Origin of the sequence: Helicobacter sp. CaF467b, assembly GCF_022664765.1 — a bacterium.
GTDB classification, from domain to species: Bacteria; Campylobacterota; Campylobacteria; order Campylobacterales; family Helicobacteraceae; genus Helicobacter_D; species Helicobacter_D colisuis.
Map to the genome: position 1 here is coordinate 1,141,063 of NZ_JALAIY010000001.1, position 12,779 is coordinate 1,153,841.

Annotated in this window: 16 protein-coding genes and 1 CRISPR repeat array; of the genes, 6 read left to right on the plus strand and 10 right to left on the minus strand. The window is 34.2% G+C overall.

Going from position 1 to position 12,779, the window contains the following annotated elements; genetic code table 11:
- Positions 1-31: 31 nt before the first annotated feature.
- Positions 32-396: a CRISPR direct-repeat array (repeat unit 36 nt; unit sequence ATTTTACCATAAAGAAATTTAAGAAGGGACTAAAAC).
- 215 nt (positions 397-611) lie between these two features.
- The 9 genes from MKD52_RS05820 to MKD52_RS05855 form a co-directional block, all read right to left on the minus strand.
- On the minus strand, positions 612-827 hold the full coding sequence (locus MKD52_RS05820; protein ID WP_347340930.1) for a BspA family leucine-rich repeat surface protein: 216 nt from the start codon (positions 825-827) through the stop codon (positions 612-614).
- A gap of 42 nt (positions 828-869) precedes the next feature.
- The gene (locus MKD52_RS05825) at positions 870-1,574 is read right to left on the minus strand and encodes an NAD-dependent deacetylase (RefSeq protein ID WP_242099586.1); all 705 of its coding nucleotides are present in this window, start codon (positions 1,572-1,574) and stop codon (positions 870-872) included.
- A gap of 66 nt (positions 1,575-1,640) precedes the next feature.
- Positions 1,641-3,149 (minus strand): DUF2779 domain-containing protein, encoded by a 1,509-nt coding sequence (locus MKD52_RS05830; RefSeq protein WP_242099587.1) that lies wholly within the window; start codon positions 3,147-3,149, stop codon positions 1,641-1,643.
- Positions 3,150-3,151: 2 nt separating this feature from the next.
- The gene (locus tag MKD52_RS05835; RefSeq protein ID WP_242099588.1) at positions 3,152-3,637 is read right to left on the minus strand and encodes a DUF285 domain-containing protein; all 486 of its coding nucleotides are present in this window, start codon (positions 3,635-3,637) and stop codon (positions 3,152-3,154) included.
- Positions 3,638-3,791: 154 nt separating this feature from the next.
- Positions 3,792-4,442: a hypothetical protein gene (locus MKD52_RS05840; protein WP_112057773.1), complete on the minus strand. Its 651-nt coding sequence runs from the start codon at positions 4,440-4,442 to the stop codon at positions 3,792-3,794.
- Positions 4,443-4,636: 194 nt separating this feature from the next.
- Entirely contained in the window at positions 4,637-4,771 is a 135-nt protein-coding gene (locus tag MKD52_RS08615) for a hypothetical protein (protein ID WP_258439627.1), read from the minus strand.
- 94 nt (positions 4,772-4,865) lie between these two features.
- Positions 4,866-5,141 (minus strand): type II toxin-antitoxin system RelE/ParE family toxin, encoded by a 276-nt coding sequence (locus MKD52_RS05845; protein WP_112057775.1) that lies wholly within the window; start codon positions 5,139-5,141, stop codon positions 4,866-4,868.
- A complete protein-coding gene (locus MKD52_RS05850; RefSeq protein ID WP_112057776.1) occupies positions 5,138-5,377 on the minus strand; it encodes a hypothetical protein in 240 nt (79 codons plus the stop codon). Before MKD52_RS05850 ends, MKD52_RS05845 begins: the two co-directional genes overlap by 4 nt.
- Positions 5,378-5,428: 51 nt before the next feature.
- Positions 5,429-5,932: a YqiA/YcfP family alpha/beta fold hydrolase gene (locus tag MKD52_RS05855; protein ID WP_242099589.1), complete on the minus strand. Its 504-nt coding sequence runs from the start codon at positions 5,930-5,932 to the stop codon at positions 5,429-5,431.
- A gap of 1,329 nt (positions 5,933-7,261) precedes the next feature.
- Between MKD52_RS05855 and MKD52_RS05860 the strand changes: the two genes are divergently transcribed.
- From MKD52_RS05860 to MKD52_RS05870, 3 genes are read left to right on the plus strand one after another with little or no spacing between them, the layout of a single operon-like run.
- Positions 7,262-7,909, plus strand: a complete 648-nt coding sequence (locus MKD52_RS05860; protein WP_242099590.1) for a hypothetical protein — start codon at positions 7,262-7,264, stop codon at positions 7,907-7,909.
- Positions 7,906-8,634 carry a nucleotidyl transferase AbiEii/AbiGii toxin family protein gene (locus MKD52_RS05865; RefSeq protein WP_242099591.1) on the plus strand — a complete coding sequence of 243 codons (729 nt, stop codon included), beginning with the start codon at positions 7,906-7,908 and terminating at the stop codon, positions 8,632-8,634. Before MKD52_RS05860 ends, MKD52_RS05865 begins: the two co-directional genes overlap by 4 nt.
- A complete protein-coding gene (locus MKD52_RS05870; RefSeq protein ID WP_242099592.1) occupies positions 8,631-9,629 on the plus strand; it encodes a TraU family protein in 999 nt (332 codons plus the stop codon). The genes MKD52_RS05865 and MKD52_RS05870 overlap by 4 nt, the downstream gene beginning before the upstream one ends.
- Here MKD52_RS05870 and MKD52_RS05875 read toward each other — a convergent pair.
- Entirely contained in the window at positions 9,581-10,273 is a 693-nt protein-coding gene (locus MKD52_RS05875) for an IS1595 family transposase (protein ID WP_242099593.1), read from the minus strand. The two genes, MKD52_RS05870 and MKD52_RS05875, sit on opposite strands and share 49 nt — an antisense overlap.
- 98 nt (positions 10,274-10,371) lie before the next feature.
- On the opposite strand from MKD52_RS05875, the gene MKD52_RS05880 reads away from it, so the two are divergent.
- Genes MKD52_RS05880 through lpoB form a run of 3 tightly spaced genes read left to right on the plus strand, consistent with a single transcriptional unit; the run spans position 10,372 to position 12,774 of the window.
- Positions 10,372-11,745, plus strand: a complete 1,374-nt coding sequence (locus MKD52_RS05880) for a hypothetical protein (protein ID WP_242099594.1) — start codon at positions 10,372-10,374, stop codon at positions 11,743-11,745.
- 9 nt (positions 11,746-11,754) lie between these two features.
- Positions 11,755-12,120, plus strand: a complete 366-nt coding sequence (locus MKD52_RS05885; protein WP_112057784.1) for a YcfL family protein — start codon at positions 11,755-11,757, stop codon at positions 12,118-12,120.
- A gap of 21 nt (positions 12,121-12,141) precedes the next feature.
- On the plus strand, positions 12,142-12,774 hold the full coding sequence (lpoB, locus tag MKD52_RS05890) for a penicillin-binding protein activator LpoB (RefSeq protein ID WP_242099595.1): 633 nt from the start codon (positions 12,142-12,144) through the stop codon (positions 12,772-12,774).
- The last annotated feature ends 5 nt before the right edge of the window (positions 12,775-12,779 follow it).

Consider the following 12,779-nt stretch of genomic DNA (forward strand, 5'->3'; position numbering starts at 1 on the left):
CAACTCACTCCAAGTATTCATATCCACAACAATTTTACCATAAAGAAATTTAAGAAGGGACTAAAACAAAATTATAGCTATAGATTTTAAAAAGCTATTTTACCATAAAGAAATTTAAGAAGGGACTAAAACCAGCTTCAATAATTGTATTTAAAGCTTCTGATTTTACCATAAAGAAATTTAAGAAGGGACTAAAACCGTTACGAGGAATTTATCCAGCGTGAATTTATTTTACCATAAAGAAATTTAAGAAGGGACTAAAACAACAAGATTGCTTTTATTAGTTGTTGTTAAATTTTACCATAAAGAAATTTAAGAAGGGACTAAAACTCTCTCCACTCGTTTAATTTGATTCCATTTATTTTACCATAAAGAAATTTAAGAAGGGACTAAAACTAATTTGGTTTGCTACATTTTGTAATATAGATAATTAGTAATAGATTTCAATCCCCTCTAATCGGGTCTTATATTGTTAATAAGCTCTTACAATACTCAAGCATCCGTTCCATATTTTCTACTTTTCTTACATCCCAGCACCCAATAGGCTCGTTAAAGTCTTTACACAAGCAAAACATAGAGCTCATATCTTTTACCTTTGAGACATCCTAGCATCAAATAGGGATATTAAAATGCTTACATCCAGCGAACATGCCTTCCATAGTAATAACATTGCTAGTATCCCAGTATTCAATACCACTAAAATTTTTGCGCTTTACATCTTTAAAAAGTGCACGCATATCGGTAATCGCACTTGTATCAATGTCGCTTAGATAAATGTCATTATCTTTTACTAGCTCTCTTAACTCAGCTCTATTTTTTAGCTTGATTTTTTTATCTCTTAAGCTCTATATAGCTATTTTGCTAAAATTTTAGCTAAAAAACTTCTCTATATCAGCTTCTATTTTTGGCGCAGCAGTTGTGGCTTTTTCTATGTAGCATTTGTTAAATGCGTGGTCTATATCGCTTTTATCAAGGTTGTTTAAAATGCTCTTTTTAGCAAAACCGCTAAAATCTGCCACATCTAGCACCTGCCCACTAGTGCCAATGCACACAAATAGCGAGTCCTCAGCCTTTCTAAGCGCATTTAGCTCATTATAAAGCACCTTATAAAATGGAGCCTGCTCGCCAAACATAACGATATTGTGGCGAAACTTCTTACACCCACATTTACAAATATGCTCTTTGGCATTTATCGCCTCATAGCCGATATATTCTATTTTTTTGCAATGCTCACAGTAAATCTGGGGCAAAAATCCGTGTAAATGAACGACATCCACGCAGCCTGCCCGCTCTAACAAATCATCTACATTTTGCGTTAGCACTGCGATTTGCTCGGGGTATTTTGCCTTTATACGAGCTATCATGCGGTGAGCCTCGTTTGGCTCACACTCTGCTAGCTGAGTCCTGCGCTTGTCGTAAAAATCTAGCACTTTTTGCCTATTTTCTCTAAATCCACGAGCTGAACAAACCTCCATTATATCATACTCTTCCCAAAGTCCATCAGAGTCTCTAAAAGTCCTTAGCCCACTCTCAGCTGATAATCCAGCACCACTTAAAATAAGCACTTTTTTCATCTTTACTCCTTAAAAATACTCAGAACTCTAGCCAAAATTCCAGACTATTTTTATAGCTGCAAATACCTATTTTACCAGCTCTTTTAGTCCTTCAAGCACCTTTACCATCGCTAGCGTATCAAGTCCGCAATAAGCTAGTAGCTCTTTGCGTTTTTTAGCGATTTGCTCGCTATTCATCGTTGCAAATGCTGGAAAAGCATTCATTGCCTCGCCGCCATTTGATATCTCGCCACGGCTTGCCATTGCCTTATATCCATCATCTATGCTTGGGGCTAGTATGGGCTGGATTTTCTTGATAGAGTAGCTGCCGTTTTGGCGCCAGTCGTAAAAATCACGCTTAGCAAAAGGCTCCATTAAATCTTTCATATTATTATGAATATCCATCAAATGCTCGGCTAGGTCAGGGAAAAGCTCAGCTAGTCGCTTTAAAACCCCTTTTTCAAACTGCGCATTATAAGCTAGCAAGCAAACACCCTTTGGTATATCACGCACTAGGCTAAGAGCCAAAGCTCTGCGTGGGTCGCAAAACTCAGTAGGCAAAAACTCCTTATGCTCTGGCTCGCTACCATTGCCCTTATCAATGTGGAGTGAATACTCAAAAGGCGTCTGCTCGTATGGCTTAGCCCCACGCCACAGCGGAACTGCGCTTTGAAAAGTCTCAAAGTCCAAATGATAAAGCGGATAGCTAAGCGTAGAGAGAAACTCACGCACAGCATTAGCATTAAGAATTCTAGATTTTTCTTTGTGGGCTTTTAGCTGGATTTGCTGATAGGCTGGAAATGCTGAAATATTCTTTATATCATCTATATTTTTTACGCCCGAGTGCCACAAGGCAAACTTGTCTTTTTTGTAAAATTTCACTCCAAGCTTTGAGCCTATGTCAAAGACTGAGCCTTGCGCCACCCCAGCCCAGCAGTATTCAAATGCCCCACAAGTATAAGGCTCGTAGCAATGCATGTCTATATCGCACTCTGGTTCATTAGGGAATTCTAGAATTCTCTCAAAGCGAGCGATATTTTCACGCACATTATTAAACTGCTCTTTGGCGTTCTCAGTAAGGTCCTCGCTGACAAAAAGTGCCTTTAAATCAAGCTCATCCCCACGCACATACTCGCTATTTAGATGGATTAGATTTACAGCTTTTACATTGTAGCCAAGGCTAGTTAGCACAAAGTGCTGAAAAGCCGTATCATCCATATACACAGGGCTTACGCTGGTGCTTGATTTTACTTCGTTTATAATAAGGCTACCATCAGCGCAAACCTCTAAGATATCCACCATAATAAGCGCTCCGCCAAAGCTAAAAGTAGCTTCATAAATGTAGCGAGTACCACACTCAATTAGCTCTTTTGTTTGGGCGATTTTCTCATCAAAGCTCGTGCCCTCCCACTCAATGTGCTCTCCGCCTTTAAATAGCTCACACGCTAGATCGCCAACTTCATTTCCACGCTCAAAAACAGTCTCCAAGCTAGCATTTGGCGCAAACACACTCCCATCGCCCTTGCGGTGCTTGCTTAGCCACAGCAGCTTAGGACACTGCATACCATTTATATATAGAGATTTTGAAAGAGCCATTTTTATCCTTTCATTTTATTATACCAGCTAGGAACAGTGCAATTACAGCCACCAAACATACCATAAGTTTCTTTTAGATTAGATATATCCCAGCTATTTAAATCCCCTTTAAAAGACGCACACATACTAAACATATAGCGCACATCACGCACTTTGCTTGTATTCCATTTGCCCAAAGGCTGATTAAATAAATAGCAATTTCCAAACATTTTATAAAAGCTCTCGCAAGAACTCACATTCCAGCCGCTGATATCGGCGTTAAAAAAATGGCAGTTGTGAAACATAAGGCTCATGTCACGGACATTTGAGACATTCCAGCTCTCAATTCCGCTAAAATCCTCTCGCCCAGCCCAAGCCCCACATACATCAGGCTCAAAGAGCGAACTCATATCGGCAATAAGACTAGTATCGATATCGCCTAGATACACACTCTCATCTTTTACAAGAGCTTTTAGCTGGGCTAGACTTTGTGGCTGATATTTTTCCATCTAGAATTCCTTTGATTTTATAAAATTTATAGGAATTCTAGCATATAAAGCAGACTATTTATTGTCGGTTTTTAACTTTTTGGGGTGTTGGTGTATTGTTTAGAATTCTAGAATTCGCACAATCTAGAATTCCAAAAATAGAATTTTGAAAAATTTATATAATTTTTGTGACTAAATAATGAAAAATTCCATCACTTTTTTCTTCATCTACATTTGAAAATTCCTTCCACTTCATTTTATAAATACCTTTTAGTTTTATGGGTTCTTCAATGCCTTTTTTCGTCCCAGCACCAGTATGTTCTGCCCATTTTAGCTCACCATGTTTTGTAATTCCATCTTCAAGTGAAAATTCCTTGTAAACACAATCATTTTTTTGCGGTGGTCTAAGATATATTTTATCATTTGTGAGAAAAACAGCATAGCCCTCTTTAAAATTATTCTTTTCTTGTTCTTTTATGCTTTCTATTCGCATAATGTCTTTTAGATACAAATAACAGCTTATATCTTTTGCCCCTTGGTCTTTTAGATTGAAAACCTCTTGAATTTTTTTATCTATCATTTCTTCTTTTTTGCTATTTTTAGTTTTGTATTTTAGTTCTATCGGTATCCATTTATTGCTAATAAATACAAGAATATCAATGTGCATTTTATCATTAAATTTAGGCACATACTCTAATCTTACTTTCGCATCAGGATACATTTCTTTTATAACCCAAGCCATTTCTAACTGAAAATCAGCCTCAGAACAAAAAATTTGACGCTTGTCTTGTAATTTTTCTATTATTTTTGCCATGTCAATTGACATTTGATACCTCTTTTTTGAACATTGAGATTTTTGAATTATATCTAAAATTTTTGCGCTTTTAATTATTTTTTGTCTTTACAAAATCATGACAAATTTAGCAGACTATTTTATGTCGTATTATTATGCTAGCATTTTAAAAAATTTTCAAAAAAAGGGGCAGAAATGCGCCTTTTACTCTCATCTTTGTGTGAGTTTCACACCCAAAGAGCGTCAGCCTTGATAAGCTCATTTATTTGGCTTAGCATTTGCGCCTTCGCAGCTTTATCCATCGCTTTGAATTTGCTAGAATTTTCTAAGAATTCCAAGTAATTTGTAAGATTTGCATCCATTTATTATCCTTTCTGCCGATACATTTTTTGCATTTTGGCAATTCTAGCTAGAATTCTAGCTAGAATTGCAGACTATTTGTTGTCATTTTTAAATTTATAATTTAGGCAAATTGCGCTTATAAATGTTTAAGATTTCAATATTTTCGTTTATTTCAAAGATAATTACATAACCATTAAAAATAAAATCACGGATATTTTCATCATTTGCTATGAAGTTTTTTCTATGTTTATAGGGCATAATAGTAATTGTTTCTAGCTGTGATTTAAGGTTTGTGGCAAATTCCCTAGCTCTTTTTGGGCTGTCTTGTGCGATGAAATCTACTATATTTGCTAAGGAATTTTGAAATTTCTTACTATAAATTATTTTCATTCGTATTTTGCTATTGTTTTATCTATACTTGCCCACATTTCATCAGCGTTTATAAACTTTAATTTTCCAGCCTTTTTATCCTTTAAAAGCTCTTTAAAATCATTTTCATCGCTTTTGCTAAGCCCACTATTTTGCACAACAATCGCACTTGGGTCAATTTTTTTTAGCACATCTTTTATTGCATTCATCGCTACTTTTTCTAAGCTAGGATTGATTTTGACGCTAAATTCAAGCATTTTATTCCCCTTAAATTAAAGATAGTATTATATTAAAATACAGCTAGAATTCTAGTTTTTAGCAAATTTTAGGATTCTAACTATAAAAGGTTCATAGTCCATCACTCTATGCGTGGTGTGAGTGATGAATATTTGCGCCTTAGAGCCAAAAAGTGCTTTTACTTTTATATCATTTTGAGCTAAAAGCTCATCATCAGCAGATACAAAAATAAGCGCATTTATAGGCTTATCAAGCACCAAATCAGGCACACTAGGGATACGAAAGCTAGGTGTTAAAGATGGATTAAAAAGCACAGATTTTAGCCCCAAATCCATACCAAAACGAGCCGAGAGATATCCACCAAGCGATGAGCCAATTAGCGTTAGATTACCATTTGCGCGAATTTGCAAATCTAGAATTTGCGACTTTAAATCAGCGTAAATCTCATCATAAGTGGCATTGCTATCCCAGCCAAGCGGCTCTAAAACTTCGCCCCTTGCCCCTAAAAGCTCTTTTAGCACCTTTCCACTTCTGCCGTTTTTATTTGAGCCATATCCGTGAATATACGCAAACATTACTTTTCCTTTGTTTTTTGGTTTTATAAGCAGAATTTTAGCTAGAATTGCAGACTATTTATTGCCTGTTTTAGTGGAATTCCATTTTTTTGGAATTCCACTAAAAAAATAACTAATTATCGTTATATCCAAACTCTGTGCGAGTTAATAAAACTTCTTTCCAAAAGCTTTCTCTATTTATTATTATTTCATCATCTGCGCTAAATTTAACATGTATTCCCTTTTGGATTGATTGCAACTCATTATACAACAATACGAGTGAAATAATAATTATAATTTTAATAGACATTTTTTAGCATTCCGCCCTACCAGTAAAATTTAGATATTTAATGATTATATTGTATATTTATTAGTTTTAGATAAGCTAAATAGTTCGCAAACAAGGGAGATAAAAGAGTGTTTATTGAACAAATTCTCCATCTGTTTGAACTTTTTCTCCAAAAAGTATAAATCACTATTAATGGCTCAAAGTTAGGATAATAGGGGGATAGCAAGCGGATAGTAGCAGGATAATAAAGGAATAACAACAGGATAGTAAGTGGATAATAAAGCTGTAAAATAGGTATTTTTTTATTTTTTGTGGATTCTTTGTTCAAATAAATAATTGTAGTCTAATTACATTATTTTTAAGAAAATATTTTTTGGATGGAATAAGAAATATAAGATTATAAATGTTCTAAAGAAAGCATAAAATAAAGTTTCGGTTTTAAAAGGAATTTTAATCCTGCGTGGCTTACCGAAAACCACTTATTTTAGTCCCTTTTTAAATTTCTCTAGCAAAATTTTAGCATATTTTTCACTAATTTTTCTACTTAAATCCCTGAATTTCTTGGTTTTTGGGGTATCTATTTTACCATAAAGAAATTTAAGAAGGGACTAAAACTGAATATCTGAAAAAAGAGCTTGAAGTGCAATTTTACCATAAAGAAATTTAAGAAGGGACTAAAACTATGTTAATATTGCTTTTGATAAAGAGGCAATTTTACCATAAAGAAATTTAAGAAGGGACTAAAACGAATTTGGTTTGCTACATTTTGTAATATAGATAATTAGTAATAGATTTCAATCCCCTTTAATCGGGTCTTATATTGTTAATAGCCATTAATAGCATTCTTTGCCATAGAGAAATAAAACAAGTATTATTAATTTACTTTGCTAAAAGCCTTATAAATACTTACTTTTTCTTTCTTTATTATAAAAAGTTCGCAAATTAGAAATTACTATTGCTAAACTGCCAAACTTCTTTGGAAAAATACTAATAACAATCTAATTTTATAGGCAAAATATATTAATCTATTAAATATAGACTATAAAGGCAAGGAAAACATAATGAGAGAATTAGAGAGAGCATTAGATGCATACCCTTCTAGAATTATAGAACATGCTACACTCTCCTCAATACTTGAAAATTTGGCATACAGAAGAATCAATGATAAAATAGTTCAACTTAAAAACAAAAATATTTTAACTCCTCTTAAAAGTGGGCTTTATGTTTATAATCCACTCTATAGCAACGCTCTTCTTTCTAAAGAGATAATTGCAAATATACTTTTAGGACATTCTTATGTATCACTAAATTTTGCTCTATGGTTTCATGGGCTCATACCTGAAAGTGTTTATGAAATCATTTCTATTAGCATCAAACGATCAAAATCTTTTGATACACCTTATGGGGTGTTTAGCTATATACAAATTAGAAAAGAGTTATTTAATATTGGCTTAGAAATCAAAACTTCCAAAAGCAGTAACTTTATAATTGCAGGTAAAGAAAAAGCCTTATGTGATAAAGTTTATTTTACAAAAGATATAGATTTAAGAAGCCAAAAAGTCATGAGAGAATTTTTGGAAGATGATTTGCGAATCGATATAGATGAGTTTGAAAACTGCGATATAAAAATTTTTGAAGCGTATGCAAAAGTTAGCAAATCAAAAAAAATAGAAATTCTTACTAAAGTTATAAAAGGGCTATCAAGATGAATATAATAGAACAAATGCTAAAAAAATATAATCCCAAAAGCGAAACTGAACCCATCAATGCACTTAAAGAAATATTTCAAGAAATAACACTTCTTGGTCTTTATCGAGGTGGATTTTTTAATAAAGCTGCTTTTTATGGCGGAACGAGTTTGAGAATACTTTATGGGTTAGAGAGATTTTCAGAGGATTTAGACTTTTCACTCTTAGAAAAAAACAAAGAAATAATAGAAAAAAGGGCTAATATTGCAAGAGAACAAGCAAGGGAGAACATTAAAAATTACAAACCTAAAGGATTAATTCAGCTTACTCCAGCAACAAAAAATAGGGAATTTAGTCCTGATTTGACCTATACGCTCAAACAAGATATTAAAGATATTAAAGGAAATATCATATATCCACAGGGCTTCACTTTTAATCCTGCTAAATATGCTAGGATCTCTTATGGAATCGTTGTAATTAACGCAAACAACCCTAAAGAGATAGAATGGCTTGAAAAAAGTAGTTTTTTAAACACCATCGCATATAGGATCTTTCTAAGTGATGGTAATTATTATAAAATGATTAAAAAATACAAGCAAGAATTTTTCTACCTTTTGCCCGAAATCACAGAACGCTTTGCTTTAAAGCACACACCAAGCATTATCCAACAGCAAGGAGATAAAATAATAGTTAATGAAATTTGCTTGGAATGTAGAAAAGACAGTGATGAGGAGGTTTATAGATGAAAAAGGTTTTAAGTGGATTTATTTCTCTTGCCCTAAGCACACAGTTAGCATTTGCTGTTTGTTCAGTAAATCCAACACAAATTATTACAACACTAGGCTCAATGTGCTGGAATTGTATTTTTCCTATCAGCATTGCAGGTATTCCTGTTATTAATGGTCCAATGCCAGACTTTCCAACGGCAGTTAGAAGCCCTATTTGTATGTGTCCTGCACCACCACCATTATTCTACAGAATTGGATTTCCTATTGGGTATTATGAGCCTAGCAGAAGCATAGATGTAAACAAAGATCCTTATTGCTTTGCAGGACTAGGATTAAATATGGGAATTTCATTACTGCAACAAGGAACTAAGGGGGATGCAAATACTAAGGACAAAACACGCACTTGGTTTCAATCTCATTATTACATTTACTCTATTTTTGAGATGGTAGGAGTATTTACAGACACTATGTGTTTGCGTGGAGAACAAGGCATAGATATAGCTTATTTTACAGAAGTTGATCCTTTATGGAATGATGACTCTCTTAGCGCTTTAATTAATCCAGAAGCTTTATTGTTTGGAAACCCCATTACAAATCTTGCTTGTATTGCTGATAGTGTTGCTTCTGTCGCAAATTCTCCACTTGATACTTTATTTTGGTGCAAAGGAAGTTGGGGAAATGCTTATCCTTTAACAGGCTCTACAAATACTAAAAATTATGTGGAGGATTCAGCAAGCGTTGCCTCTTCAATGATTTACAAATTACATAGGCAATTAATTTTATGGAACTCTGCTTCTTATACAGCACTTTGTGGAGAACACCCATTACCTATTTGGATTAAAACTACTTATAGATTGCAATTTATGTATCCTTTTCCACACCCTATGGCGATGGGTATAGGGCAAACAGGGGTTATTTGGACGCCATTAAAAAATCTCCCAGCAGGTGGGGATAATTTTAAGGCTCAAGATAAGTTAAGAGGATTTTCTCTTATCAATTTTAATAAAACTTGATAGAGATTTTCCTTGTTATTGAATCTAAATTCACACTCTTTTAAATGTAAAAGAAAATTCTCTCTTTTTATACCTTTAAACTTACTTAAGCGATGCTTGCAGTAGCCCCAAAAGTTTTCTATCCCATTGATGTGATTTTTGCCATTTGCGAACTCATTTTGGTTATGTTTCACTCTATAATGAGCTTTAGCTCCGTAATCTACTAAGCCATCATATGCCTTCCAACAATCGCTATAAATGGTAGAATTACTAATATCGCTAAAGCCTTGTAATATCGGTAAAAGCTCTTTTGCGGAGCACCCATTAACTAGCTGCGTATGCACCTTGCCATCCCTTTTTAGCATGCCAAACACTATATGCTTACCAGCTGCTCCCCTGCCTCTTTTGCTGCGCACTCTTTTGGCTCCAAAGTAGCTTTCATCTATTTCAATTTCACCGCTTAGCTTGCCTTGGTTTTGACAAGATTGTAGCATTAAAAGTCTAATATTTTTAAGAATTTTATTAATTGTTATCCTAGAAATTTTACAAATTTCAGCTATTTTTACAGCTTCTAAATCAAGGCAAAAATACCATAAAATTTCACGAAATTTCTTTTCTGAAATTTGGGAACGATACATATACCTATTTTTCATCGGTATAATCATAGTTAAAAACCCCTTTAAAAGTTTTTAACTTATCTTGAGCTTTTTTTGATATACTGCTGTTCCATTTTTAAATTTAATTTTTTGGGAGTATTTGGTTTATGGGGTTTTTATATGAAAACAGAACATTAAAGTTGGCGGTATTGGGTGCTACTTGTCTATTGTTTAGCGCGTGTGCAAATCATAGCGCACAAAATCAGACTTTTGAAAGTGCCTTGTATCAAAGGATTTGCAATGATGGCTTTTTCTCGCAAAATTTAGATAAAGTCAAGAAAGGAAATGATGCAATTTATACGGGTATTAATGTTGGGCTAATCGCTAGAAATTGTGGTGAATTTGATCTTAGCAATCAGCTTTTTGACGCAGCAGAGGAGTCTTATAAACAAGATGTAGATTTGCAAAATGCAGGCAAAAAAGGAGCTAAGCTTGTTACAACAACATTGGTTAATGACACAATTGTGGATTATGAGGGAAGTTTGTATGAACGCATTATGCTTAATCTCTATAAGGGCTTAAACTTTATGGATTTGGGTGATTATGGCAATGCTAGAGTGGAGTTTAATCGCGCTTTAATGCGTCAAGATAAAGCAAAAGAATATTTTGCAAAAGAGATCGCTAAGAATCGTGAAGAGATTGAAAAGGCAAAAGAAGACCCAAATTACGATAAAAATATGAATGAGAATCTAAAAAGTGCAACAAAGGAATATGATGCGCTATTTAAGGAGTTTGTAACAACAAAAGATTTTGTAAATCCTTATGCGACTTATCTTGCTTCTGTATTTTTCTTTATGGACAACGATTATCGTAAAGCAGCGGATTTATTTAGAGAAGTTGCTAAAATTAATCCTAAAAATAAAGAGATTCAAAAGGAATATGCAGTTTTTAAGGGGCGCGCAAATTCTGTTTCCAAAAAGGGCAAAAAATATATTTTTGTTGTCTATGAGAATGGTTTTGGTGTAATGAAAGATGATTTTACATTGACATTGCCATTTGTTGTAGATAAAAATATTGTTACGACAAATGTGGCTTTGCAAACTTTAAAAAAGCGTGAAGCGTCTTTTCCTAATATTAAAGTCAATGGCATTCAAACAACAGAAGTGGTTGATTTAGATAATATTATTGCAACAGAGTTTAAAATTAATATGCCTGCAATGATTACTAAAGCCCTAGCACAGACAATTACCAAAACTACATTAAATGTCGTTGTGGCAAGCAATGATAAAACAGGTGGATTCCTATCGCTTGGTAGTTCTATACTAACAACATTGACAAATAATGCCGATGTGCGTTCGTGGCGTGGGTTGCCTAAAAACATCTCTGTGGCAATGGTTGAAAACAAGGGGAGTGTGAACATTAAAAATCCTCAAGGAGAAGAGATTTATACAAACACATTGGATAAGAATAAAAATGCACTTATTATAGTGCGTTCATTTGCACAAAATTTGCCAAGCAATGTTAATTTAACACAAAAATAAGGTTCAACAATGAAACAATGGTTATTAATTTGTGCTGTAATTTTGTTGAGTGCGTGTTCGACAACATACCAAAAGGATTCTAACTTACCTAATATCACTTTGGATTCCTCTCTTTCTAAGGATATTATTCAAGAGAGACGCAAGCGTATCAATGATAATGGTTATTTGGAGTTTGAAATTATTTTTTATAGCGATTCTGCTAAGGATATTGTCTATAAAGTGGAATGGCTAGATAAAGATGGCTTTGTGCTGCGTGATGTTTTAAGCGAAGATTATCAAGTGCTTAGGATTCCAGCTAGACAGAAGGTTGTTTTGCACAAACTTGCATCTGATGTGAGAGCGCAAGACTTTAGAATAGAAATTCGTAAAAATTAAATTTAAACAAAAGGATACAAAATGACAAAAACAAAAATTTTAGGATTAGCTCTTGCAGGAGCTTTGGTAATGACAGGTTGTGCAACAGGAAGCGGTGGTGTTTATACAGATGGCAAAGCCACGCAGGTTAAAAAAGGGGATTCTCTTACGCTTGGGCTTGATAGAGAAGATTTTGAAAATGCGGCAGAAACAATGATTAATAGTATGCTTAGCGATCCTGCTTTTGCAAGCATTAAGCCCGGACAAAGAAAGGTGATTGCGATTGGTAGAGTAGTGAATGATACGCCACAAAGAATCGACACGGAAAAGCTAACTGCAAAAATTACAGCTGCTTTAAGAAGGTCGGGTAAATTTGTCCTAACCTCTGCAGTTGCCGCAGGTGGTGCGCTAGATAGTATGAGTGAGGATGTGAGGGAATTAAGAGATAATGATGAGTTTAACCAAAAAACAATTGCCAAAAAAGGAACTTTAGTATCGCCAGATTTTTCACTAGCAGGTAAAATTAGACAGGATAATGTCAAGCTAAGCAATGGTAAAACACAGGTGGAATATTTCTTTCTCTTGCGATTAACAGACTTGACTTCTGGGCTTGTATATTGGGAAGATGAGCAGACGATTGATAAAGTAGGCTCTAGCAAATCTGTAACTTGGTAAAAAGG